This is a genomic window from Bradyrhizobium sp. AZCC 1578 (assembly GCF_036924675.1).
Lineage (GTDB): Bacteria > Pseudomonadota > Alphaproteobacteria > Rhizobiales > Xanthobacteraceae > Bradyrhizobium.
In genome coordinates, this window is record NZ_JAZHRZ010000001.1 from 4376626 (window position 1) to 4398072 (window position 21447).

Genomic DNA, 21447 nt, shown 5'->3' on the forward strand with positions numbered 1-21447 from the left:
GCCAGCGTCGGCCGGTCTGGTTAACGCCGCATTAAGAAGTGTGGCCGAGGCGAAGATTTCGAAAGCACCGACGTGACGTGCGGGGCCCCCGAGCGAGCCGCCCCGGACCCATCCAAATCCATTATACCTGCTCAAGCGGAATGCTAATTGTTTTGCAGCCACCCAAGCCATCATGTGACGGCCAATCTGGAACCCTCGCGCCGAGCGGGCCGGAGCCGCAAGAGGAAGAGGAAACAGTCTCTATGACCATCACCACGGCCATGACGAGCGTGCCGAAGCCCGCGCCTGAGCTGATCGACGCGTTCAGGAACGCGCCGACCTCGATCATTAGCGACAACCTTGCCCGGCTGCCGGGCGCCGTAGGCCTGCGGCCGTTTCATCGCGCCGGCCGGCTGGTCGGAGCTGCTTTCACGGTGCGGACGCGGCCCGGCGACAATCTTGCGATTCACCGGGCGCTTGAACTGGTCGGGCCGGGCGACGTAATCGTGGTTGATGGCGGCGGCGACGAGACGCGGGCGCTGGTCGGCGAGATCATGAAGAACATCGCCGAATACCGCGGTGCCGCGGGCTATGTGATCGACGGCGCCATCCGCGACGTCGCGGCCTTCGCTGCCTCCGACTTTCCCTGCTTTGCCCGCGCGGCGATCCACCGCGGCCCGTACAAGAGCGGACCCGGCGAGATCAACGTGCCGGTTTCCATCGGCGGCTCGGTGATTTCTCCTGGCGACGTCGTGGTGGGCGATGAGGACGGCGTGGTATCGTTCCCCGCTGCTGTGGCCGCCACATTGCTCGAGGCGGTCCGCGCCCAGATCGCGCGCGAGGAAGATACGCTGATCGCAATTCGCGAAGGCCGCTACCAGGGCAGCTACGGCAAGTCCTGATGGGGCGCGACAGCACGCAAGGAGGAACGATGAGTCAGAAGGACGAATTCCACAATCTGGATAACCCTGGCGACGGCCTGCTTCGCGAACTCGCCGCCGGCGTCACCACACGCATCTTTTCCGGCGAGCACGCCATGCTGTCGGTGGTGACGCTGGCGCCGCATTCGCAAGGCACGCTGCATCATCACCCCGAAGAACAATGGGGCGTGCTGCTTGAGGGATCGGCGATCCGCGTTCAGGGCGATGAGGAAATTCCGGTCAAAAAGGGCGATTTCTGGCGCACGCCCGGTAACGTGCCGCACACCATGCGGGCTGGACCGGAAGGCGCGCGTGTGCTTGACATCTTCAGCCCGCCGCGCCCCGAATACAAGAAGGCCGGGTCTGGCTTCGGCACCTAGAGCATGATCCGGAAAAGTGGGAACCGGTTTTCCGAAAAGATCATGCTCAAACAAGGAGAGGAGATCATGATGCGATTCCGCCTAACCGCATCATGATCTAAGACAAGTCTGCGAACAAAAACAAAAAAATCGCGGGCGATAACGGGAGGAGAGTTCTGGTGAAGATTACAAGACGCAACTTGCTTGCGGCGACGGCCGCGTTCGCGGTGACGCCGGCGCTGGCGCAGCCGGCCAAGAACATGACGCTGGTGGTGCCGTTCCCGCCAGGCGGATCGACCGACGCTCTGGCGCGGCTATTGCAGTCTCATCTGCAGACGAAGCTCGGCCGCACCGTGCTGGTGGAGAACAAATCCGGCGCGGCCGGCTCACTCGGCGCCGTGCAGGTTGCCAAGAGCGCGCCTGACGGCGCGACATTCCTGGTGACGTTCGACTCGCACGCGGTTATCCCATCGATCCTCGAAAAGCCGGGGCTGGATGTCGAGAAGGATCTGGTGCCGGTATTTCTGGTCGGCACGGCGCCTTATGTCGTCGCCGCGAACGCCGAGCGGCCTTACAAGACCTTTGCCGACGTGGTCGCGGCCTGCAAGGCAAATCCTGGCGCGGTGAAATATGCCTCCGTCGGCATCGGCACGCTCGGCCATCTGGCGATGACGGTGCTGGGCAAGAAGGCCGGCGTCGAGATCACGCATGTGCCCTACCGCGGCGGCGGCCCGGCGATGAACGACGTGCTCGGCGGCCATGTCGATCTCATCGTGGGATCGGCGGCGCTGATCACGGCGCAACTCGGCACCAACAGGCTGCGGCCGATCCTGCAGATGGGCCGCGAGCGGATGCCCGTGCTGAAGGATACGCAGACCGCGATCGAAGCGGGCTTTCCCGATTTCGAGACGCTGGCCTGGTGGGGCGTTTTCGCGCCGAAGGGAACGCCGGAAGATGCCGTCGCCGGCATGGCGAAATCGGTGAAGGAGATTCTGAGCGAGCCGGCAGTAGCGGCGCAGTTGCGCGAGACGCAGCAGATGACGCTGCTGCTCGCCGACGGCAAGGATTTCGGTACGTTCTTCGCCAAGCAGGTGAGCATCTGGGGACAGGTAGTCCGCGAGAACAACATCAAGGCGTAGCGGCAAGCGGGAAAACAAACGTGTCCCGGACGCGGTGCAGCGTCGCTTGACGATGCACCGCAGAGCCGGGACCTACGGCAGCCGCATCATGGACCCCGGATCAGCAGCGCACCACGCGGCGCGCTGCGCAGCATCCGGGGAACGCAAAGCTGGAAGGTGGGCAGAGCGTGGCGAGAGCTACGCGACAAAGGCCCTCTTGGCCCGCAAAAGGGGCGGCCCGGAGGGGCTGGCGATGCCACGCCTGCTTTGCTATGAAGCGTCCCAAGCACCTGCCTTGCCATGCAGGTCCGCGGTCCCGTAGCTCAGCCGGATAGAGCGACGGTTTCCTAAACCGTAGGTCGGAAGTTCGAGTCTTCCCGGGATCGCCAGCACGCCAGCACCGGATAGCGCAACGCCTCGCTAGACGCCCGCTTCGAGTAGCGCCTTGAAATCCGCCCGCGCCCGCTGCGCTTCTCGCTTCGCGGTCTCCGACGCCTCGCCGAGGCCGAAATAGCCGTGGATCAGGCCGAGGCCGTCGTAATAGCTGATCGGCACGCCGGCGGCCTTTAGCGCATCGGCGTAGGCCTTGCCTTCGTCGCGGAGCGGATCGAACCACGCGGTGCAGACAATCGCCGGCGCCACGCCGGCAAGGTCCCTGGCGCGCAGCGGCGAAACGCGCCAGTCGGTGCCGTGTGTTTTGTCGGCGAGGTAATGGCCGCAAAACCACTCCATAGTGGCGCGGGTGAGGAAATAGCCTTCTGCGTTCTCGCTGCGCGAGGGGAAGCGGGCGTTTTCCGTCGCGTCCGCGAAACTTCCGGCAACGTCGGTGACGGGATAGACCAGCAATTGCGCTGATAGCCTGATGCCGGCGTCGCGGCAGGCGATCGCGGTGGTGGCGGCCAGATTGCCGCCCGCGCTGTCTCCGGCGATGCCGACGCGCGCCGCATCGCCGCCGAATTCGGCGATGCGGGCGATGACGTCTTGTGTGGCCGTGAAGGCATCCTCGAACGCGCCGGGAAAGCGCACCTCGGGCGGGCGGCGGTAATCGACCGAGACGACGACGGCGCCGGTCTCGATCGCGAGCCAGCGCGCCTGCCGGTCATGGGTTTCGAGATCGCCTGCAACCCAGCCGCCGCCGTGAAAGAACACGATCGTCGGCGATTTTTCGTTCGAGTTCCGGTAGACCCGCGCCGCAAGGAATCCGGCCGCGCCTTTCACCTTGATGTCTTCCGTGCTCATCACCGGAGGCGGCGGAACTGCCGCGCGCGAGGCCGCCAATGCGCGGAGCGCATCGCGCGCGCTCTGCGGTGTCATCGTCGCGGGATCGCGCAGCGGCAGTAGCGGAATGATCTGGGCGACGACGGGATCGAGCGGCGGGATCATGCGGGGCCTCGTTGCGGAACAGGGCGGCAGCATAAGTAACGGGCGCGGCCGCCGCAATTGCGGCGTTTTCCAGAGCAGACCGGGGCCCGCATCCTTCAATTGATAATGATTCCCTCAAGGCGATATGCGGGCGGCATCGATAGAATCGCGGTCCGTTTACTTCTGGTTATCCCTAACCGAGCGCGCGCGGGGAACGGCCGGGCGCGCCGATCATTACTCCTTCCAGAGGGAGTGGTGCGATGGATCAAATTGCCGGAATGGATCGGGCGCTCGACGAAATGCTGGTGCAACTCGGCGGGATGGTGCTGAAACTGTCCAGCCCGGAAGTGACGCGGACCGCCGACGAGCGGCGCGCACTGGCGTGCTCGGTCAACCAATATTCACTGTGCGCAGCGCGCTCGGCTGATCCGCGCGTGCACCAGCTCAAGGCCGAGCTTGAGGAAACGATCAAGCCGCATTTGCGGCTGGTGGCCAGCCGTTGAGGCCAGCCGTTTGATTCCGACGCGGCGGGCCGGCGCGCAGGTGGCGACGGCCGGGCGAAGCCCGGCCGCGAAGGTGCTGGAATGACTCAGCTCGGATGACTCAGAGCGTCTTGAGGTATTCGATGAGCGCCTTTCGATCGTCGGCGGACAACTCCGGTCCGATGACGCCCTTGATCTCCTTTTCCTTGCTGAAGTCCTTCCTGAATTCGTGGCCCCTGTTCGAGTTGCCGCGAATGGATGTATCGAATTCGAATCCGTTGGTTATCGGGTCGGCCTTGTAACCGAGCTTCACGGGGTCGTATTCACGGCTGCCGAGATAGAATTTCGTCGGCCGCTTTTCCGGGTCGCCGAGCAGATCGTCGATGGTCGGCACCGAGCCGTTGTGCAGATAGGGCGGCGTCGCCCACACGCCGTTCAGCGGACGGACCTTGTAGGCTAACTCGGCCTGGATTTCGTTCGGCATATTGCCGTCCATGCGCTTGCGGTCGGCATCGCTCAAAGGCGGGTTGTGCTCACTGTAAATGAGATTGACGGTGTTCTCGACCAGATATTTGAGAGCGAAGCCGAACCTGTTGTCCGTGATTCCGAGATTCGAGGGCAGGGCAACTTTTCGGTTGGCCATGTCTTCCGCTTGCGCGGGATCGGTCCCGATATGCGAGATCGGTATGTTTTCGACCTTGAGGATCGCCTCGCCGGCCTGGTTCTTCGTCCACCACTTCTCGTTATTGTAGAACGCCTCGCTTGTCACCGGCGGCCGGTGACACACTCCTGGCAATGGGTCTTGTAGAGCTCGGCGCCCTTGTCGGCCAGCTTCTGGTCGATCGGCGGCAGAATTTCATTCGACCATTTCGGTGATTGCAGGCCCGAGAATTTGTCCTTCGCGCTCGGCGGCTTGTCGCCTTTGATCATCTGCTCCATTTTGTCGAGCGACTTCACGTCGACACTCGACTTGTAGAGGCCCTTCACCGGATCGGTCAGGTTGAGCTCCGCCGACACGCCGAGCGCTTCGCCGGCATTGCGGACCATGGGCTGCATGATTGAGCCGTTATACTGGACCCAATCGAACCACGGCGTGTTCCAGATCCTGGGAAAATGCACCGGCGCCGAGGAGCCAGCGTAGTTTTCGGGCTTCTTCAGGTCGATCGAAAACACCTGATTGCCGATCCGGTTCAGCGCATCGAGCCGTCCGTATCCTTCGATGATGCTCTGGGAGGCGACGCGTTCTTCCAGATTCTTGACCTGCTTGTATTGGGCAAGGACCTGGTCGAGCTGATACTTCAGGGTCGCGCGGTCATCGACCGTGGAGTTCGATCCAAGTACGCGATCGGCGAACCGGTCGAACCGCCCGGGCCAGTAGCGCGTCAGTAACAGCGAGATACCCATGCCCTGCTTCATCGCGAAGAGATTGGTGAGGGCCGGGCCGCCGTCGATGACGACGGCAGTGTCCTTGTAGGTGAAGCTGCCGGTGTGGCAGGCCGCGCAGGTCAGGCCGACGCCGGTCATATCCTTCTTGTTGCGCGGATTCTTCCACGGCGCGCCGGTCGGGTCCAGCATCGGACCGCCTTTCGCGAATCCGATCGGAAGCGCCTCCTTGCCGGGGATGATGGTGTCCGCAATGAAACCGTAGCGATCGAGATAGGCGGGGTCGCTGAAGAGGCCGACCTTAGTGAACGGCAGCCACGAAATCGTCGGCTGTTCGAGCGCCATGAACCACTCATAGGGAAAGCCGAAGGTCCGCGTTCCCTGATCAGCGTGATAGAACCAGCTCAACTCTTCCTTGGGGATGCCCTGGTCGAGCCAGACGGTCTTCTTCGGTGTGGGATGCTCCACGATCTTGACGTGAAGATCCTGCCAGAGCTTGGCGATGTCGTCCTTGACGGCGGCGTAACCGATGCCGACGACCGCCAGCGCGATCACAATTTTCGCAATCCTTTTGCCCCGCATGGCCTGCCCCTCGTTAAAACCGCGCCGGTGGCGCGCAATATCGGTCTGTTATCAAAAAACGCCGCAAGGCGAATCACCCTCGGCGTGCGGTTGAATATGATGCCATCTTATAGTGGCGCCGTAGGTCTGTCCATAAATCCAATTCCTTGAGGGCCGCGGGATGCGGTCCTCGCCGGTCATCTTTCGCCGGGCGTTTTCCAGTATAGAGTCTCCATCATGCAGAAAAGTGTCGGACAGATCACATGACGGCAGAAGCGGCAGAACGCTTACGAATCGAGATCGGCTCCGATCAGGCGGTTTCCGGCCTGGTGGTGCAGCCGCCACAGCCCCGCGCCTGTTACATGTTCGCGCACGGGGCCGGCGCGGGCATGACACACAAGTCGATGGAGACGGTTGCCGCGGGCCTTGCCGAGCGCGGCATTGCGTCGCTGCGCTATCAGTTTGCCTACATGGAAAAAGGCGGCAAGCGGCCCGATCCGCCTGCGGTTGCGCATGCAACAGTGCGAGCGGCCGTGGCGGAAGCTGGACGGCGCTTTGCCTCGCTGCCACTGATCGCGGGCGGCCGATCGTTCGGCGGGCGGATGACGTCGCAGGCACAGGCGCTTTCGCCGTTGCCGGGCGTTCGCGGGTTGGTGTTTCTCGGCTTTCCGCTGCATCCGGCCGGAAAGCCTTCCAGCGAGCGGGCCAGGCATCTCGCCGACGTCACAATCCCGATGCTGTTTTTACAAGGCACGCGCGATGCACTGGCGGAATTGAGTCTGCTCGAGCCGGTCGTGAAGGGCTTAGGATCGCGCGCAGCGCTGCATTTGCTTGATGGCGCCGATCATTCCTTCCACGTGCTGAAGAGTTCGGGGCGGAACGATCGCGCGGTGATGGACGAGGCGCTGGACGCCTTTGCGACATGGGTGGATCGGGCTGTCGGCTAAGCTTTCAGATGTCGTCCCTGCGAACGCATGCGAACGCAGGGACCCATAACCACTGGAGCACGTAGTTGAAAGAAGCCGTCTCTCCTTGTGCCTCTTCCGCAGGACGCGGCGTATGGGTCCCTGCGTTCGCAGGGACGACCGGGGAGAGAGTTGCGCCGCGCGCCATCTTGACTACGATACGTCATGACAAAAATCCTGATCGTCAACCCGAACACGACTACCTCGATGACGGAAACGATCGGCGCCGCAGCGCGCGCTGTCGCCGCAGCAGGCACCGAAATATCCGCCGTGACCTCGGCGATGGGGCCGGTCTCGATCGAAGGCTATTACGACGAGGCGTTTGCCGTGCCCGGCCTGATCCAGGCGCTGGTGAATGCGCCGGATGCTGACGCTGGCATCATCGCCTGCTTCGACGACACCGGGCTCGATGCGGCCCGCACCGCCGCGCCCTTTCCCGTGGTAGGCATTTGCGAGGCGGCGCTGGTGACGGCTGGCCAAATCGCAAAACGCATCGCGATCGTCACCACGCTGCCGCGCTCGATCGTGCCGCTCGAAGAGCTGGTGCGCCGCTATGGTTTTGCGGAGAGGGTGCAGGTCACCGCTTGCGACGTCGCGGTGCTCGATCTCGAAAAGCCGGGGTCCGGCGCGGAAGCCAAGCTTGAAGCCGAGATTGCCCGTGCGCTGGAGAAGCGCGCGGAGGCGGTCGTGCTCGGCTGCGCGGGCATGGCCGATCTCGCGCAAAAACTGTCGCGGAAATTCGGCGTCCCCGTCGTCGACGGTGTGGCAGCCGCGGTGAAGCAGGCCGAGGCGCTGGCTGGTTTGAAGCTCTCGACCTCCCGGCGCGGCTCTTATGCGTCGCCGGGCGTGAAGAGCTACACGGGACTATTGGAACAGTTCGCGCCGCCTGATCCGTCATTGCGAGCGAAGCGAAGCAATCCATAGCGCGGGCGCGGGGATAGATGGATTGCTTCGTCGCGGAGCCTGTCATCGGGCGCGCATTCGCGCGACCCGGTGGCTCCTCGCAATGACGGTGATTATGCGGAAGCCGGCACGCCGTAGATCTTGTCGCGTAGTCGGCGCATCCCGGCGAGCCAGCGGTCGCGGTTGGAGGTCTTGCGCTGGATGTATTCGGCGACTTGCGGGTGCGACAGGATGAGAAAACGTTCTTCCGCCATCGCCTCGATTACCATGCGTGCCACCTCTGGCGGCTGCAGCACGCCGTCGATCCGCGCGGCGCTGGGGCCGGGCGTTGTCATTCCGGTCTGCACCGATTGCGGACAGAGCACGGAAACGCAGATGCCGCGGTCGCCGTACTGAATGGCGAGATGCTCGGCGAGCGCCACCGCGGCGTTCTTGGTCACGCCGTAAGGCATCGAGTTCAGCGACGCCAGGAGGCCCGCGGCGGACGCGGTGTTGAGGAGATAGCCGGAGCCGCGTGCAAGCATGCCGGGCACCAGCGCGCGGGCCGCGAACACATGGCTCATGACATGGACGCGCCAGCTCACCTCCCAATCGGCGTCAGGCGCGGTCTCCTGGCCCTTGCGCGAGAGCCCGGCGTTGGAGAAGAACACGTCGACCGGGCCATACTTGTCCTCGGCCGCCGCGATCAGTGCCTGGATGTCTTCCTCCAGCCCGACGTCGGCAGTGATCGGCAGCCCGTCGACGTCGCCCGCGACCTTGGCGAGCTTCTCGCGCGAGGTTTTGAGGTCGGCGACGACGACGCCACGCGCGCCGGCCTCCGCATAGGCGCGCGCCACCGCCTCGCCGATGCCGCTCGCGGCTCCCGTGACGACGCAGACCTTGTCTTTGACATGCATGATGCGGTTTCCACTTCTTGATTCGACCCACCGTCATTGCGAGGAGCGCAAGCGACGAAGCAATCCACTTCTCCGCTTGCGGCGCGATGGATTGCTTCGCTTCGCTCGCAATGACGCTCGGATCTCATTGCCTACCTTGCATACAGCCCCTTGTCGCGCGCCTGTCGGATCGCCAGCGCGGCCATCATGTCGAGCATCGGTGTCGAAAGTCCGGCGGCGCGGGCGAAGGCGGCGGGCGCGCGGACCAAAACGTCGATCTCCATGGCGCGGCCGAGTTCGTAATCCTGCAGGATCGACGGCTTGTGGTCGGGCGCGGGCCCGGAGCGCGTCACGCGCTTGACTTGTGGAAAGCAGCTTTGCGCCACGCTGTTGGCCTCGTCGAGCAGGCGCGGCACGATGTCGGCGAGATCAGGATCGTCGCGTACGGCGCGCGCAGTCTGCCCGGTCAGCAAACACAGCACCGACATCGACATGTTGGTCAGGAGTTTGGACCAGATCGTTTCCCTGATCTGCGTGACCTCGGGCGAGTCGATCGAAGCTGCGTTCAGCGCTGCGCGCAGCTTCGCGACGCGCTCGCTGGCGCGGTCGTCGCACTCGCCGATCAAGAGCCGGTTGCGCTCGGGCGACAGGTTCGCGACCACGCCCGGCGCGATGACTTCATTCGATGAAAACACCACGCCGCCAACGATGCGCTCTCTGGGGATCGCCGCACGCAGGCGTCCGCCGGGATCGAGGAAGGCCAGATCCGGCACCGGCGGATGGCTTGGCGAGAGCCCGATGTCGTACCACCAGGGAATGCCGTTCTGCGCGAACACCACGGCGGTGTCATTGCCGAGCAGCGGCTGCAGCCCAGCGGCGAGGCTGGAGAGGCCTGTCGCCTTCAACGTGCAAATCACGACGTCCTGCCGGCCCAGCGCGGCTGGATCGCTGGATGCGCTGACCTTCGCCTTGAACTCGCCATCTCCAACCCGCAGCGTCAGCCCGCTGGCTTTCACGGCATCCAGGTGCGCTCCCCGCATCACGCAGGAAACGTCATGTCCTGCTAGTGCGAGCCGCACCGCAAAATGGCTGCCGACGGCGCCCGCACCGAAAACGCAAATCCGCATGGATGGAAAATCCTGCTGCGAGGGGAAGGAGTGCCGTTGCTAGTTTTCACAAGCCTTGTTCGGGCGCAACCGGCTCGGTTCGACAGGGTGGGTTGCGCGATCGCGCGGCCCCGGCCAGAGGGAACTTTGCTGTTCCGCTGGCGTTCATCAACGCGCTTTAGGGTTCGTGATGCAACGATGGTGGGGCGTGCCATGTCAAAACTCGGGCTGGGAATTGCCGTCATTGTTCTCGCGACCGCGCTGTCGGCGGCCGGATATGCCGTCGCGAAAGGCGGCCATGGCGGCGGACACGGCGGCGGTCGTGGTGGCGGGCATGGACATCATGGCGGCGGTCATGGCCACAAACATTTCGGGGCGCGCCATCATGGCGGCGGCCATTTTCACGGCAGAGCGGCGCGCTTCCGCTCGTTCCACGCTCCTCGCATCAACCGCGCCGCGGCCGGCGGCCGCGCGATGAACGCGCGTGCGCTCGCTCGCAGCACTGCCGTCCTTAGAAATCCCGCCGCCCGCGCCAGCCTGACCGCGGGCGCGGCGCTGGCAGGTTGGCAATATGGCCGGCCGCGGGGCGGTGGCTGGTGGCAGCACGGCAATGGCGGATATGGCTGGGTCGGGCCACTGTTCTGGCCGTTCGCCTACAACGATATCTACGACTATACGCTGTGGGGACCGGGCGTCGGCGCGCCGTTCTGGTACTATGGCTATGACGACATCTATGCCGGCCTCTTCGGACCTTATGACTACGAAGGCTTGGCCGGCTATTTGCCGCCGCGTGCCTCTCCTGGTGACGACCGGCTGGCGCAATTCTGCGGTGACGACAGCCGCGAAATCGCCGGCCTGCCGATCGACCTGATCGCACAGGTGATCGAGCCCACCGAGACCCAACGCGTGGCGCTCGACGATCTCGCCAATGCGTCGGTGACATCGGCGCAAAAGATCAAGGCGGCGTGCCCGACTTCGATATCGCTGACAGCCGCTGGCCGGCTCGCCTCGATGCAGCAGCGCCTCGAGGCGATGATCGCGGGCGTCGCGACCGTGCAGCCGGCGCTCGACAAGTTCTATGATCTTCTGAATGACGAGCAGAAAGCGCGGCTGAATGCGGTCGCTGAGGAGCAGGAACGAAAAGCCGAACGGCGCGGCAGAAGATCGTTTGCGCGAGCCTGCGACATCACACAATCCTCGGGCTTGAGATGGCCGACCGAGGAAGTCGAGGCACGGCTGCGCCCGACCGACGTGCAACGCACGGGCCTTACAGCCCTGCAGAATGCAAACACCAAAGCCAGCGAGATGCTGAGCGCATCGTGCCGGCCCGAGGATGGGGCCACGCCGTCGGCGCGGCTTGCGGCGGCCGGCAAGCGGCTCGATGTGATGCTGCAGGCGGTCAAGCAGGTGCGCACCGCGCTCGATGATTTCTATGTGACCTTGAACGACGAGCAGAAAGCCCAGTTCGAGGCGATCGGACCGCGGCGGACGTCCTTTGCCGACAGGGCTGACATGATGCAGCGGCGTAGCCGCCGATAGATCGTCGGCGGTGACAACGGCTGCGGTCCCGGCCTATGGTTCGGCATAAACGACATGCCGAACAGAGGGCCGCCGAATGACTGCCAATCCGGTTCTATGGAATCTCGACGCGCGCGGCGTCGCAACGGTCACGCTCAATCGCCCCGAGGTGAACAACGCCTATGATGGTGGATTGATCGGCGGCGTGCTCGCGGCGATGGACGATCTCGGCAAGAAGCAAAACCTTCGCGTCGTCGTGCTCAAGGGCAAGGGCAAGCATTTCCAGGCCGGCGCAGACCTGAAATGGATCAACGGCGTGCGGCCGAAATCGGCTGATGAGAACGAGGCCGTGTCGCGCGCGACGTTCGAGGCCGTGCAGCGGTTGAATACGCTGCCGATCCCGACGGTCGCGCTGGTGCAGGGCGGCTGTTTCGGTGGCGGCACCGGCGTGATCTCGGCCTGCGACGTTGTGATCGCCGCCGACAATGCGCTGTTCTCGATCACCGAAGTGCGCTGGGGCCTCACCGCCGCAATCATCATTCCGCAACTCTGCGACGCCATCGGCGTCCGCCAGGTCCGCCGCTATGCGCTGACCGGCGAACGGTTCGGCGCGGAAGAGGCCCGCCGCATCGGGCTGGTGCATGAGGTGGTGCCGCTGGCGGAGCTGGAAATGGCAGGCGCGAAGGTCGTCGAGCAACTGCTCGCCAACGGTCCCGAAGCGCTGGCGGAAACCAAGCGGCTGGCGATGGAGAGCTCGTTCGGCGGCATGGGCGTCGACGACGAGGCCTACGCGCGGCTGGTGAAAATGCATTCGGCGCGGCGCCAGACGGCGGAGGCGTCGGAGGGGCTCGCGTCGTTTGCGGAGAAGCGGGCGGCGAATTGGGGGGCCGGGTAAATGCCATCCAAGCGCATCGCCATTGCCGGACTGGGCGAGATCGGTCGAACCGTCGCGCGCAAGCTGGCGGACGGGTTGCCGGGCCTCTCGCTGGCGGCGATCGCGACGAGGGATCAGGCGAAGGCGCAAGCGTGGCTCGATCGCGAAGGCATTTCCTGCCCGCTGATTTCGCTCGATGAGTTGCCTGACCATGCCGACCTCGTTGTCGAATGCGCGCCGGCTGAAATTCTCGACCAGATCTGCCGGCCGATGCTCACCGCCGGCAAGCAGGTGATGGTGCTGAGCGCCAGCGCGCTGTTGCCGCGACCCGATCTCGTCGATCTGGCCCGGGTGCATGGCGGGCAGATCATCGTGCCGACCGGCGCCTTGATCGGATTTGATGCGGTTTCGGCGGCTGCCGAAGGCATTATCCATTCGGTGCAGATGGTCACGCGCAAGCCGCCCCGAGGTCTCGCCGGCGCGCCTTATCTCGTCGAGAACGGGATCTCCATGGAGGGCCTGACATCCGCGCTGCGTGTCTTCAAGGGCTCGGCGCGCGATGCGGCTGCCGCCTTTCCCGCCAATGTCAATGTCGTGGCGGCGTTGTCGCTGGCCGGCATCGGGCCCGACCGCACCACGATCGAAATCTGGGCCGATCCGGCGGTGACGCGAAATTGCCATCAGATCAGGGTCGAATCCGACTCGGCCTCGTTCACGATGTCGATCGAGAACATTCCCTCGGAAAATCCGAAGACCGGCCGCATCACCGCGCTCTCGGTAATCGCGGCGCTGCGCAAGCTCACTTCGCCGCTGCAGGTCGGAACCTGAGCATTTTCATCAGGAGAGATAGGCGAGTTGCAAGCCATCCAACGGGGATAACTCGTTTGAGGGCAGGGTCTACAACGATGGCTATGCCAGCCGTGCAGATGCATTCGCTCAAACACTAGACGGCGAGAAGCGCTCCCTCATCCAAGCGTGTGTATAGAAGTGGATCGAACGAATTTGATCGTGCTTAGGCGCCAACGATAAGTATCGATCCAACTTTGCGGCTGTTCTCAAATCTTCCATCGAGAAGAATCTTATAGCCTTGATCATAATAGGGGGGAGGGAACAGAGTATGTATGCCCAGAGTCTTCGCTTCGCCCAACCATGAAAGAGCGTCAGATAGCCTCATTCGAATTACCCCTCGTATTTGATCTGAATAATCTGTTGGTCGAAGATTTCCCTTGCCTCTTCTTCGAAACAAGACCCCATGCTGCGCGTGAGGTCTTAAAAAGATCGACGGACAGGCAACGCGAAGATCAACGAGCTCAGTCTCTGTACCTTTAAACAACCCTGGAGGGCCAGCTTGGGACGAGTCGGCCGCGACAAGCAGGATGTACGCAAATTCATGGTCGGTTGCCGGCATCCGCTTTTCAAAATGTAAGTACTGCGACTGCTTGCCGGATACGTGGGCCTCATGAGAAGCAAACCAAAGCGCAACCCAAATGTTGTCAACCAAGTCGATCCATGTAGTCGAAAGCCCGTAGTGCTGTAGTAGCGGCTCATGAGCAAACTGAGGGAATCTTGAAAAAATGTCTGCTTTGCCGACAATCTCCGCTATGAAGCGATTTTGTTCCATAACGCGTTTTGATTGAGCCGATTGATTGGGACCGATACCGCGAAACAATGAGGGAGTTAGAGTTGAATACGTTTCCGATTGACCGCGAAAATAGATAGCTTCGTTCTTCTTGCCTCTCGTGAACTTTAGGTATCCAGCAGCTTGTATCAATGCATGGGGATCTCGAACGTGCAGTACTTCTTGCCCGTGAGGATCTTTTGCAATCTCTGCATTTCTGATTGAGATGTTTCCCAATAAGTTCGCCATCTCTCCCCCCAAGTCTTCAAGAGAAAAGCATTCGTCGTCAAAATTTGGTTCCAATCACGCGTCCCGCGGCGGTGAACAGCGGCTGATACTAACTAATATTAGCCAGCTCGACATCACGATAGAAGACGTGCTGATACACAATCTTCGATGGAGGGCGTCCTGTGGACCGGGTGGCTAAATCTCCGCGCTCGGATCATGATGTGCCCGCATATGATCTAGGATACTGAACTTGCCCAAGAAAACCATCACGGAACCCGCACGCCAGATTCCGCTCTATGGCGAATATGAAGTTGCCGTGCTCGGCGGCGGGCCTGCCGGCATCGCGGCCGCCGTGGCCGCTGCGCGCGCAGGCCGCCGCACGCTTCTGATCGAACGCTACGGCTTTCTCGGCGGCATGGGCACCGCCGCCGGCGTGACCAATTTTTGCGGACTGCATGCCAACGTGCATGGCGAGATGCGCCGGGTGGTGCAGGGGATTGCGTCCGATCTGCTGGCGCGGATCGACCGGCTCGATGGGCTCAATGCGCCGCATCTTATCCTCGGCAAGATTTTCGCGCAGGCCTATGACACCGCGGCCTACAAGATTGCGGCCGACGATCTATTGGCCGCGCACAAGGTCAATATCCTCTTTCACGCACTTGGCGCCGGTGTGGTGATGGATGACGAGAAGCGCATCCACGCGCTGATGGTGGAAACCAAGGCGGGACGTCAGGCGGTACGCGCCGGCATATTCATCGATTGCTCAGGTGACGGCGATCTCGCGGCCTGGGCGGGCGCACCCTTCGAAGTCGGCGACAATGCCGGCAGCATGCTTTACCCATCGATGATGCTGCGCCTCAACGGCATCGATCCCGAAAGGGCGGGCGAGGCGTGGCGGACGATTCCGGCGCTGATGGAAAAGGCCGAAGCCGCGGGCACGCATCGTTTTCCGCGCAAGTCCGCGATCGTCCGGCCGCAGCGTTCGGCGATCGAATGGCGGGTCAATTTCACCCAGCTTGCGCGCGAGGATGGCAGCGCAGTCAGCGGCATCGATCCTGATCAGATGACGCGCGGCGAGATCGAAGGCCGCCGTCAGGCCGTGCAGGCGTTCGAATTCCTGCGCACCGTGCCCGGCTTCGAAAAATCCTACATCGTCGACCTGCCGCCGCAGCTCGGCATCCGCGAGACGCGGCGGGTGGTTGGCGGCTACATGCTGTCGGGCGAGGATGTGCTCGGCTGCGCCGCGTTCGAGAGATTCCGTCGGCGTCAATGGCTGGCCGATGGAGCAGCATGTCGCCGGCGACGTCGTCTTCAAGTTTCCGCCGATCCCGGAATCGCGCGGCTTCAACGAGTTGCCGTATCGCATGCTCGTGCCTGAGGGCATCGACAATCTGCTGATGGCCGGGCGCTGCGCCTCGATGACCCATGAGGGCCAATCGGCGGCACGGGTCTCCGGCGCCTGCTTTGCGATGGGGGAGGCGGCCGGTCTCGCAGCGGTATTGGCGCTGTCCGGAAATACGATTCCGCGCGACATTGCCGTTGAAAAGTTGCAACAAACGTTGAAACAACACGGTGCGTTCATCGGACGGAATCAGGCGGTGCCCGAGGGATTATGAAGCGATGCACTCCGGAGGATGAATCTTTTCTGTCGTCCCTGCGAAAGCAGGGACCCATACGCCGCGGCCCTTCTTTGGGCGATTGGGCAGACGGCTTTTGCTATTTCCCAGTCCTGTGGTTATGGGTCCCTGCGTTCGCAGGGACGACCCGAGTGGATAGCATGCGAATAACAAGACGTGGAGGAAACCGGATGATGAAGTTTGCGCGGCTCGCGCTGGCGGGCCTGTTGGCGATGGCGGCGGGCGGGATGGCACGGGCCGATGATGCGCTCAAGGCAAAAGTTGGCGTGCTGCGGCTGTCATCCTCGGCGCCGGTGTTCATCGCGCAGGACAAGGGCTATTTCCGCGAGGCCGGGCTCGACATCGAGCTGAAATTCTTTGATGCGGCGCAGCCGATCGCGGTGGCGACCACCTCCGGCGACGTCGATTTCGGCATCACGGCTTTCACCGCCGGGCTCTACAATCTCGCCGGCAAGGGCACGCTGAAGGTGATCGGCGGCATGAGCCGCGAGAAGGCCGGCTATCCGCTGATCGGCTATTTCGCCAGCAACAACGCCTATGCGGCGGGGCTGAAGACGCCGAAGGATCTCGCCGGCAAGCCGATCGCGGTGACGCAGGTCGGCTCCAGCTTTCACTATTCGCTGGGGCTGCTCGCCGACAAATACGGCTTCAAGCTTGCGGACGTGAAGGTGATGCCGCTGCAGTCGCTGTCCAATGCCGCCGCGGCGCTGAAGGGCGAAACCGTCGATGCGGCCTTGCTGCCGATCTCGACCGCACGGGCGCTGGTGGATTCCGGTGGCGCCAAGTTTCTTGGTTGGGTCGGCGACGAGACGCCGTGGCAGTTAGGCGCGGTGTTTGCTTCACCGAAGACGCTTGCCAACAAGGCGCTGGTGACGAAGCTTTTGGGCGCGCTGGTGCGAGCCGACCGCGAGTATCACGACGTGATCCTGGCTTCCGTGAAGGACGGCAAGGCCGAGATCAACGACAAGACAAAGCCGCTGCTCGAGATCATCGCCAAATACACCAATCTGCCGGTCGAGCAGGTGGTCGGCAATTGCGCCTATGTCGATCCCGACGGCAAGCTCGACGTCAAGAACGTCGATAACCAGATCGCGTGGCTGCAGGAGCAGGGCTTTGTCGACAAGGGTTTTGCCGCGGATGCGATCATCGCGAAGGAATATGTGAAGGCGGATTGATGCAAGTTACGCCAGTTCCGTCATTGCGAGCGAAGCGAAGCAATCCATGCTTCGGCACGGGGATAGATGGATTGCTTCCGCCTTCGCTCTTCGAGCTACGGCGGACAAGTCGTCGCGGAGTTTATCATCGGGCCGGCCGGAGGCCGGACCCGGTGACTCCTCGCAATGACGGAGCAAGTAACGAGTTCGGAACCACATGGACCTGATCGCCGACCATATCAGTCACCGATTCGGCGGCCTCGACGTGCTCGATGACGTCTCCTTCACCGTCGCCTCCGGCGAGGTGGTTGCGGTCGTCGGGCCTTCCGGCTGTGGCAAGAGCACGCTGCTGTCGATCCTGGGCGGGCTGTTGCGGCCGAGCGAGGGGCGGGCAGAGCTGCGCGGCGCGCCACCGGAGAACAGTTTCAATCCGCTGACCTTCGTGTTCCAGGATTTTGCGCTGCTGCCGTGGTGCACGGTGGAAGCGAATGTCGCGTTTCCGCTGGTTCATACCGCGCTCGATGCCGCCGCGCGTCAGGCCGTCGTCGATGATGCGCTGCGCCGCACCGGCCTGTCTGATTTTCGCGGCGCCTATCCGAAGCAATTGTCCGGCGGCATGCGCCAGCGCGTCGGCATCGCGCGGGCGCTTGCGGTGCGGCCGGCGATTCTTCTGATGGACGAGCCGCTGTCGGCGCTGGATTCTCAGACCCGCGAATTGCTGATGGAGGATTTTGTCCGCCTGCTCGCCGACGGCGCGATGGGCGCGGTCTACATTACGCATAATCTGGAAGAGGCGGTGCGGCTCGCCGACCGCGTGGTCGTGCTGTCGCGCCGGCCCGGCCGCGTGCGCGAGGTCGTGAGCATTCCGATGACGCGTGCCGAACGCGGCGGCATCGATGCCCGCGGCAAACTGCTGACGTTGCAGAACCAGTTGTGGTCGCTGATCCGCGAGGAGGCGATCGACGCCGAGCGCGAGGTTCAAGATGCTTGAGCGCGCGCCCTCGCAGGATACCCAGCAGGACGGGAGCGTTCCGCGGCCGGTCGCCTTCCGCGGTGCGGGTTTTATGCCGGGCGGTGGCCGCGCCTCCGGGTGGATCGCGCTGGCGCTGGTGATCGCGTTCTGGCAACTCGCCGGCAGCGCCGGCTGGGTCAATCCGCTGTTCCTGCCGGCGCCATCGGCGATTGCGGTCGCGATCTACAAGCTCGCCGTCAGTGGTGCACTCTGGCAGCACGTTTCCGCTTCGGTCGTTCGCATCGGCTCAGGCTGGCTGATCGGCACGGTGGCCGGCGTGATCGTCGGTTTTGCAATCGGCCTCTCGACGCTGGCGCGCGGCGTCGGCATTACCTTCATCTCCGCGCTGTTTCCGATCCCGAAGATCGCGCTGCTGCCGCTCCTGATCCTCTGGCTCGGGATCGGCGAAGAGCCGAAGATCGCGACCATTGCGTTGGGTGTGTTCTTCTCCACGGCGATTTCGGTGTATAGCGGCGTCGACGCGGTGCCGCGCAACCTGATCCGAATGGCGCAGAGTTTTAACGTGCCGTTCCATGCCATCGTCATCAGAGTGATCTGGCCCGGCGCGCTGCCCTCGATTCTTGCGGGATTCCGCATTACGGCGTCGGTGGCGCTGCTCTTGGTGGTGAGCGCGGAAATGATCGGCGCGCAATTCGGCATCGGCGCCTTCGTGCTGCAGGCCGGCAATCTGATGCAGACCGATCAGCTCCTCGCCGGCGTCGTGATCCTGTCGCTGTTCGGGCTGGCGGTGGGGAAGGCGATCAATGTGCTGGAAGCGCGGTTGTTGCACTGGCGGTAGAGGACGGATTGTAGCAAAGCGCAGCGTGCCCACCATCACGTGCGGAGTGCCCGATGGTGGGCACGTCGCTACGCTCCTTTGCCCACCCTACGATTCTTCTCGTCGTCCCTGCGAACGCAGGGACCCATACCGCGTGATCTCTCAATGTGGCGACGTAGCAAGACGCTTTTCGTAACAACGAAAGCCGGTGGTTATGGGTCCCTGCGGTCGCAGGGACGACGACAACCTCACGCATTGCCGCGGTCTTCGCGGAATAGGTCGATCTTCTGCTGCACCGGGCGGTCGGAGAAAGAGAACAGCACTGAATCAACGTCCGCCTCGTGCGTGACCCAGTGCCAGCTCGGCACCACGAACAGGTCGCGCGCGCCCCATTCGAATGTCTGGTCGCCGATCCGGGTGCGGCCCTTGCCTTCGATCGCGGCGAACACGGTGGCATCGGTGGAGCGGTAGCGCGCGGTCTTGAAACCCTTCGGCAATAGCTGGATGAAGGTGCCGATCGTCGGCATCGCGAAATCGCCTGTCTCGGGATTGGAGAATTTCAGTTTCAGCCCGTGGCAGGCGTCCCATTCGTCGCGTGCCTTGGCGCGCTCCAGCGCCTCGCGGGTGTAGCTATAGGGATAGTTGAAGATCGGCGAGGTCTTGGATTTTCGCTTCTCGTCGACCGGCAGCAAATTGTGGCCGTAGCGCGCAAAGCTGTCGCCGGCGGGCTTGGAGATCTTCTGCTGGTCCTCGTTTGACCCCTCGGCAAACGAAGCGTCGAAGAACTGCACCATCGGGATATCGAGCCCGTCGAGCCAGAACATCGGCTCATTCGTCTCGTTGGAATGATCGTGCCAGGTCATCGATGGCGTGATGATGAAATCGCCGGGCTCCATCGCCGTGCGCTCGCCGTCGACGGTGGTATGGGCGCCCTTGCCTTCGAGCACGAAGCGCAAGGCCGACTGGCTATGCCGATGAGCGGGCGCGACGTCGCCCGGAACCACCATCTGCACGCCGGCAAACAGCGAGGTCGTGACCTTGGACTGGCCGCGCAGCCCCGGATTCTCCAGCACCAGAACCCGCCGCTCGGCTTCCTTGGCGGTGATCAGTCGGCCTGCTTCGGTCATGTAGTCGCGGATCGAATCGAATTTCCAGAGATGCGGCCGGCAGGCACTGCGCGGCTCCGGCGTGACGAGATCGCCCAGCACGTTCCACAGCGCGGAGAGATTGTCGCCGTCGATCTTCTTGTAGAACGCCTCGCGTTCCGGCGTCTTCTGCACGGCTTCCATGGCAAGCCTCCCGATTTCTTATCGTGTAGATTGACAGTATACTTACAATATCGATAGCGTCAATGTGGTAAACCCGTACAGGCCAGAAGAATCAGGGAGGTTCCGATGAAGCTGCATGGCTATTTCCGCAGCAGCGCGGCATATCGCGTCAGGATCGCGCTCAACCTCAAGGGGCTCACGGCAGAGCACCTGCCGCATCACCTTCGCAAGGGCGAACAGATTGCGCCGGACTATCTCGCCCTCAACCCGCAGGGGCTGGTGCCGACGCTGGAGGGCGACGACAGCACGGTGCTGACCCAGTCGCTGGCCATCATCGAATGGCTCGACGAGACCCATCCCAGCCCGCCGCTATTGCCAAAGGATCTGCTGCGCCGCGCAAAGGTGCGCGCCTTTGCGCTCGCCATCGCCTGCGACATCCATCCGGTGCAGAATTTGAAGGTGCTGGCCCGGCTGCGCCAGCTAGGCCTGCCCGAGGAGAAGGTGACGGAGTGGGCGGCTTGGGCCAACCGCGAAGGCCTTGCTGCCTGCGAGACGCTGATCAAGGGCGAGAACGGGCCGTTCTGTTTCGGTGACACGCCGACGGTTGCAGACCTCTGCCTGGTGCCGCAGCTTGCCAACGCGCGGCGCTTCGGCGTCGAGGTTTCGGCCTTTTCCCGCCTGCTCGAGGCGGAAGCCGCGGCAAAGCAAATGAAGGCATTCACTGATGCCGCACCGGACAGGCAGCCCGATGCCGAGTAAGCCATCCCCCATCACCATGGACGCGGTCTATACCGCGCCCGGCTATCTGTTCCGGCGGATGCAGCAGATCGCGGTCTCCATCTTCGTCGAGGAATGCAGCGCGTTCGACCTGACGCCGGTGCAATATGCGGCGCTGGTCGCGATCCACACCCATCCGGGCATCGATGCCACCCGGCTGTCGGCGGTGATCGCGTTCGACCGCTCGACCCTCGGTAACGTCATCGAGCGGCTGGAGAGCAAGGCGCTGATCGAGCGCAAGCCCTCGCGCGAGGACAAGCGCGTCAAGCTGCTCTATCTCTCGAAATCGGGCGCAGCCGTGCTGCACGACATCATGCCGTCGGTCGAGCGCGCCCAGGTCAGGATGCTGCAGCCGCTGAAGCCTGCGGACCGCAAGACGCTGCTGGCGCTGTTAACGCAACTCGTCGATCTCAACAATGAAGCCTCGCGCGTGCCGCTGCGCGCCGAGGACGCGCTGGAGCATCTGGGGAAGGCGGGGTGAAGGGGCGTTAGGGATCGAGTGTCAGCGCCAAAAACTCCGCCGTCGTCCCGGCCTTGAGCCGGGACCCATAACCACAAATATTTGAGTTA

Annotated in this window: 21 protein-coding genes, 1 tRNA gene and 1 pseudogene; 16 read left to right on the forward strand and 7 right to left on the reverse strand. The window is 63.2% G+C overall.

The features are described from left to right. The first annotated feature begins 242 nt into the window (after window positions 1-242). The 4 genes from V1290_RS20830 (at window position 243) to V1290_RS20845 (ending at window position 2765) form a co-directional block, all read left to right on the forward strand. Window positions 243-881 (forward strand): RraA family protein, encoded by a 639-nt coding sequence (locus V1290_RS20830; protein ID WP_334366143.1) that lies wholly within the window; start codon window positions 243-245, stop codon window positions 879-881. A 29-nt stretch (window positions 882-910) separates the two neighbouring features. After that, entirely contained in the window at window positions 911-1279 is a 369-nt protein-coding gene (locus V1290_RS20835; RefSeq protein WP_334366144.1) for a cupin domain-containing protein, read from the forward strand. 158 nt (window positions 1280-1437) lie between these two features. Beyond that, window positions 1438-2397 carry a Bug family tripartite tricarboxylate transporter substrate binding protein gene (locus V1290_RS20840; RefSeq protein WP_334366145.1) on the forward strand — a complete coding sequence of 320 codons (960 nt, stop codon included), beginning with the start codon at window positions 1438-1440 and terminating at the stop codon, window positions 2395-2397. Window positions 2398-2688: 291 nt separating this feature from the next. Beyond that, window positions 2689-2765 (forward strand) — tRNA-Arg (locus tag V1290_RS20845). Window positions 2766-2796: 31 nt separating this feature from the next. Here V1290_RS20845 and V1290_RS20850 read toward each other — a convergent pair. Continuing rightward, entirely contained in the window at window positions 2797-3759 is a 963-nt protein-coding gene (locus V1290_RS20850) for an alpha/beta hydrolase (RefSeq protein WP_334366146.1), read from the reverse strand. Between the two features lie 239 nt (window positions 3760-3998). On the opposite strand from V1290_RS20850, the gene V1290_RS20855 reads away from it, so the two are divergent. Beyond that, window positions 3999-4241 carry a hypothetical protein gene (locus V1290_RS20855; protein WP_334366147.1) on the forward strand — a complete coding sequence of 81 codons (243 nt, stop codon included), beginning with the start codon at window positions 3999-4001 and terminating at the stop codon, window positions 4239-4241. Between the two features lie 100 nt (window positions 4242-4341). On the opposite strand, the gene V1290_RS20860 is transcribed toward V1290_RS20855, so the two are convergent. Together V1290_RS20860 and V1290_RS20865 are read right to left on the reverse strand one after the other, a co-directional pair. Then, window positions 4342-4989, reverse strand: a complete 648-nt coding sequence (locus tag V1290_RS20860) for a di-heme-cytochrome C peroxidase (RefSeq protein WP_334366148.1) — start codon at window positions 4987-4989, stop codon at window positions 4342-4344. Then, window positions 4986-6185, reverse strand: a complete 1200-nt coding sequence (locus V1290_RS20865) for a di-heme-cytochrome C peroxidase (protein ID WP_334366149.1) — start codon at window positions 6183-6185, stop codon at window positions 4986-4988. Before V1290_RS20865 ends, V1290_RS20860 begins: the two co-directional genes overlap by 4 nt. A 242-nt stretch (window positions 6186-6427) precedes the next feature. On the opposite strand from V1290_RS20865, the gene V1290_RS20870 reads away from it, so the two are divergent. Further along, a complete protein-coding gene (locus V1290_RS20870; protein ID WP_334366150.1) occupies window positions 6428-7111 on the forward strand; it encodes an alpha/beta hydrolase family protein in 684 nt (227 codons plus the stop codon). A 183-nt stretch (window positions 7112-7294) separates the two neighbouring features. Then, window positions 7295-8053, forward strand: coding sequence for an aspartate/glutamate racemase family protein (locus V1290_RS20875; RefSeq protein WP_334366151.1), 759 nt, complete (start codon window positions 7295-7297; stop codon window positions 8051-8053). A 92-nt stretch (window positions 8054-8145) separates the two neighbouring features. Here the strand turns inward: V1290_RS20875 and V1290_RS20880 are convergent, their stop codons facing one another. Both V1290_RS20880 and V1290_RS20885 read right to left on the reverse strand, forming a co-directional pair. Further along, on the reverse strand, window positions 8146-8928 hold the full coding sequence (locus tag V1290_RS20880) for an SDR family oxidoreductase (RefSeq protein WP_334366152.1): 783 nt from the start codon (window positions 8926-8928) through the stop codon (window positions 8146-8148). 131 nt (window positions 8929-9059) lie between these two features. Further along, the gene (locus V1290_RS20885) at window positions 9060-10034 is read right to left on the reverse strand and encodes a ketopantoate reductase family protein (RefSeq protein ID WP_334366153.1); all 975 of its coding nucleotides are present in this window, start codon (window positions 10032-10034) and stop codon (window positions 9060-9062) included. 192 nt (window positions 10035-10226) lie between these two features. Here V1290_RS20885 and V1290_RS20890 point away from each other — a divergent pair, with 192 nt between their 5' ends. The 3 genes from V1290_RS20890 (at window position 10227) to V1290_RS20900 (ending at window position 13233) form a co-directional block, all read left to right on the forward strand. Next, window positions 10227-11552 carry a Spy/CpxP family protein refolding chaperone gene (locus tag V1290_RS20890; protein ID WP_334366154.1) on the forward strand — a complete coding sequence of 442 codons (1326 nt, stop codon included), beginning with the start codon at window positions 10227-10229 and terminating at the stop codon, window positions 11550-11552. A 76-nt stretch (window positions 11553-11628) separates the two neighbouring features. After that, window positions 11629-12426, forward strand: a complete 798-nt coding sequence (locus tag V1290_RS20895; RefSeq protein ID WP_334366155.1) for an enoyl-CoA hydratase-related protein — start codon at window positions 11629-11631, stop codon at window positions 12424-12426. After that, window positions 12427-13233, forward strand: coding sequence for an aspartate dehydrogenase (locus tag V1290_RS20900; protein WP_334366156.1), 807 nt, complete (start codon window positions 12427-12429; stop codon window positions 13231-13233). It abuts the gene before it with no gap. Window positions 13234-13417: 184 nt separating this feature from the next. Here the strand turns inward: V1290_RS20900 and V1290_RS20905 are convergent, their stop codons facing one another. Continuing rightward, on the reverse strand, window positions 13418-14326 hold the full coding sequence (locus V1290_RS20905; protein ID WP_334366157.1) for an FRG domain-containing protein: 909 nt from the start codon (window positions 14324-14326) through the stop codon (window positions 13418-13420). 175 nt (window positions 14327-14501) lie between these two features. On the opposite strand from V1290_RS20905, the pseudogene V1290_RS20910 reads away from it, so the two are divergent. The 4 genes and pseudogenes from V1290_RS20910 to V1290_RS20925 all read left to right on the forward strand — a co-directional run bounded on the left by V1290_RS20910 (window position 14502) and on the right by V1290_RS20925 (window position 18853). Then, window positions 14502-15867 (forward strand): annotated as a pseudogene (locus V1290_RS20910) (FAD-dependent oxidoreductase). 191 nt (window positions 15868-16058) lie between these two features. Continuing rightward, entirely contained in the window at window positions 16059-17063 is a 1005-nt protein-coding gene (locus V1290_RS20915; RefSeq protein ID WP_334366158.1) for an ABC transporter substrate-binding protein, read from the forward strand. 196 nt (window positions 17064-17259) lie between these two features. Then, window positions 17260-18033, forward strand: coding sequence for an ABC transporter ATP-binding protein (locus tag V1290_RS20920; RefSeq protein WP_334366159.1), 774 nt, complete (start codon window positions 17260-17262; stop codon window positions 18031-18033). After that, window positions 18026-18853 carry an ABC transporter permease gene (locus V1290_RS20925; protein ID WP_334366160.1) on the forward strand — a complete coding sequence of 276 codons (828 nt, stop codon included), beginning with the start codon at window positions 18026-18028 and terminating at the stop codon, window positions 18851-18853. The genes V1290_RS20920 and V1290_RS20925 overlap by 8 nt, the downstream gene beginning before the upstream one ends. Before the next feature lie 227 nt (window positions 18854-19080). Here the strand turns inward: V1290_RS20925 and gtdA are convergent, their stop codons facing one another. Then, window positions 19081-20121, reverse strand: a complete 1041-nt coding sequence (gene gtdA / locus V1290_RS20930) for a gentisate 1,2-dioxygenase (RefSeq protein ID WP_334366161.1) — start codon at window positions 20119-20121, stop codon at window positions 19081-19083. 105 nt (window positions 20122-20226) lie between these two features. Between gtdA and maiA the strand changes: the two genes are divergently transcribed. Both maiA and V1290_RS20940 read left to right on the forward strand, forming a co-directional pair. Next, window positions 20227-20859: a maleylacetoacetate isomerase gene (gene maiA, locus V1290_RS20935; protein WP_334366162.1), complete on the forward strand. Its 633-nt coding sequence runs from the start codon at window positions 20227-20229 to the stop codon at window positions 20857-20859. Then, window positions 20849-21358 (forward strand): MarR family winged helix-turn-helix transcriptional regulator, encoded by a 510-nt coding sequence (locus V1290_RS20940; RefSeq protein WP_334366163.1) that lies wholly within the window; start codon window positions 20849-20851, stop codon window positions 21356-21358. The genes maiA and V1290_RS20940 overlap by 11 nt, the downstream gene beginning before the upstream one ends. The last annotated feature ends 89 nt before the right edge of the window (window positions 21359-21447 follow it).

Coding starts and splice junctions, on each gene's coding strand:
- V1290_RS20850 (WP_334366146.1), bottom strand. CDS start 3,759: ATGATCCCGCCGCTCGATCCCGTCGTCGCCCAGATCATTCCGCTACTG.
- V1290_RS20830 (WP_334366143.1), top strand. CDS start 243: ATGACCATCACCACGGCCATGACGAGCGTGCCGAAGCCCGCGCCTGAG.
- V1290_RS20920 (WP_334366159.1), top strand. CDS start 17,260: ATGGACCTGATCGCCGACCATATCAGTCACCGATTCGGCGGCCTCGAC.
- V1290_RS20925 (WP_334366160.1), top strand. CDS start 18,026: ATGCTTGAGCGCGCGCCCTCGCAGGATACCCAGCAGGACGGGAGCGTT.
- V1290_RS20875 (WP_334366151.1), top strand. CDS start 7,295: ATGACAAAAATCCTGATCGTCAACCCGAACACGACTACCTCGATGACG.
- V1290_RS20890 (WP_334366154.1), top strand. CDS start 10,227: ATGTCAAAACTCGGGCTGGGAATTGCCGTCATTGTTCTCGCGACCGCG.
- V1290_RS20940 (WP_334366163.1), top strand. CDS start 20,849: ATGCCGAGTAAGCCATCCCCCATCACCATGGACGCGGTCTATACCGCG.
- maiA (WP_334366162.1), top strand. CDS start 20,227: ATGAAGCTGCATGGCTATTTCCGCAGCAGCGCGGCATATCGCGTCAGG.
- V1290_RS20885 (WP_334366153.1), bottom strand. CDS start 10,034: ATGCGGATTTGCGTTTTCGGTGCGGGCGCCGTCGGCAGCCATTTTGCG.
- V1290_RS20855 (WP_334366147.1), top strand. CDS start 3,999: ATGGATCAAATTGCCGGAATGGATCGGGCGCTCGACGAAATGCTGGTG.
- V1290_RS20880 (WP_334366152.1), bottom strand. CDS start 8,928: ATGCATGTCAAAGACAAGGTCTGCGTCGTCACGGGAGCCGCGAGCGGC.
- gtdA (WP_334366161.1), bottom strand. CDS start 20,121: ATGGAAGCCGTGCAGAAGACGCCGGAACGCGAGGCGTTCTACAAGAAG.
- V1290_RS20915 (WP_334366158.1), top strand. CDS start 16,059: ATGATGAAGTTTGCGCGGCTCGCGCTGGCGGGCCTGTTGGCGATGGCG.
- V1290_RS20835 (WP_334366144.1), top strand. CDS start 911: ATGAGTCAGAAGGACGAATTCCACAATCTGGATAACCCTGGCGACGGC.
- V1290_RS20870 (WP_334366150.1), top strand. CDS start 6,428: ATGACGGCAGAAGCGGCAGAACGCTTACGAATCGAGATCGGCTCCGAT.
- V1290_RS20900 (WP_334366156.1), top strand. CDS start 12,427: ATGCCATCCAAGCGCATCGCCATTGCCGGACTGGGCGAGATCGGTCGA.
- V1290_RS20865 (WP_334366149.1), bottom strand. CDS start 6,185: ATGCGGGGCAAAAGGATTGCGAAAATTGTGATCGCGCTGGCGGTCGTC.
- V1290_RS20895 (WP_334366155.1), top strand. CDS start 11,629: ATGACTGCCAATCCGGTTCTATGGAATCTCGACGCGCGCGGCGTCGCA.